Origin of the sequence: Streptomyces achromogenes subsp. achromogenes (assembly GCF_000720835.1) — a bacterium.
GTDB lineage: Bacteria > Actinomycetota > Actinomycetes > Streptomycetales > Streptomycetaceae > Streptomyces > Streptomyces achromogenes.
This window is the reverse complement of the sequence record NZ_JODT01000089.1, coordinates 1-540: the sequence shown is the minus strand read 5'-3', so window position 1 is coordinate 540 and position 540 is coordinate 1. Positions and strand designations below refer to the sequence as shown.

At 71.1% G+C, this 540-nt stretch carries 1 protein-coding gene; it reads right to left on the bottom strand.

Annotation, left to right across the window (positions count from 1 at the left end; translation table 11 throughout):
- A partial coding sequence (locus IH25_RS0136810) for an acyl-CoA dehydrogenase family protein (protein ID WP_030621404.1) occupies positions 1-540 on the bottom strand: 540 nt, incomplete at both ends.

Sequence of the window (540 nt, the reverse complement as noted above, 5' to 3'; positions counted from 1 at the left end):
GCTCCACGTAGCGCAGGTGCGGGGAGAGGTCGATGCCGTGCTTGAACTCGCCGTAGGTGCCCGGGAGCTGTCCGGGGCCGGCGACGAGCTTCGGCAGCCACCTGGCGTAGAAGGCGCCGGCGCTCGCGCCCGCCCGTGCCTTGTCGCCGAGGGTCTTGTCGGGGTCGATGAGGTCGCCGGCGACGGACAGGTGGGCGTCGACGGCCTCGCGCGCGATCAGCAGGTGCATGATCTCGGTGGAGCCCTCGAAGATGCGGTTGATGCGCAGGTCGCGCAGCATCTGCTCGGCGGGGACGGCGCGTTCGCCGCGGGCGCGCAGCGAGTCGGCGGTCTCGAAGCCGCGGCCGCCGCGGATCTGGACCAGTTCGTCGGCCATGAGCCAGGCCATCTCGGAGCCGTAGAGCTTGGCGAGGGCGGCCTCGATGCGGATGTCGTTGCGGTTCTCGTCGGCCATCTGCGAGGAGAGGTCGACGACGGCCTCCAGGGCGAAGGTGGTCGCCGCGATGAACGCGATCTTGGAGCCCACGGCCTCGTGCAGGG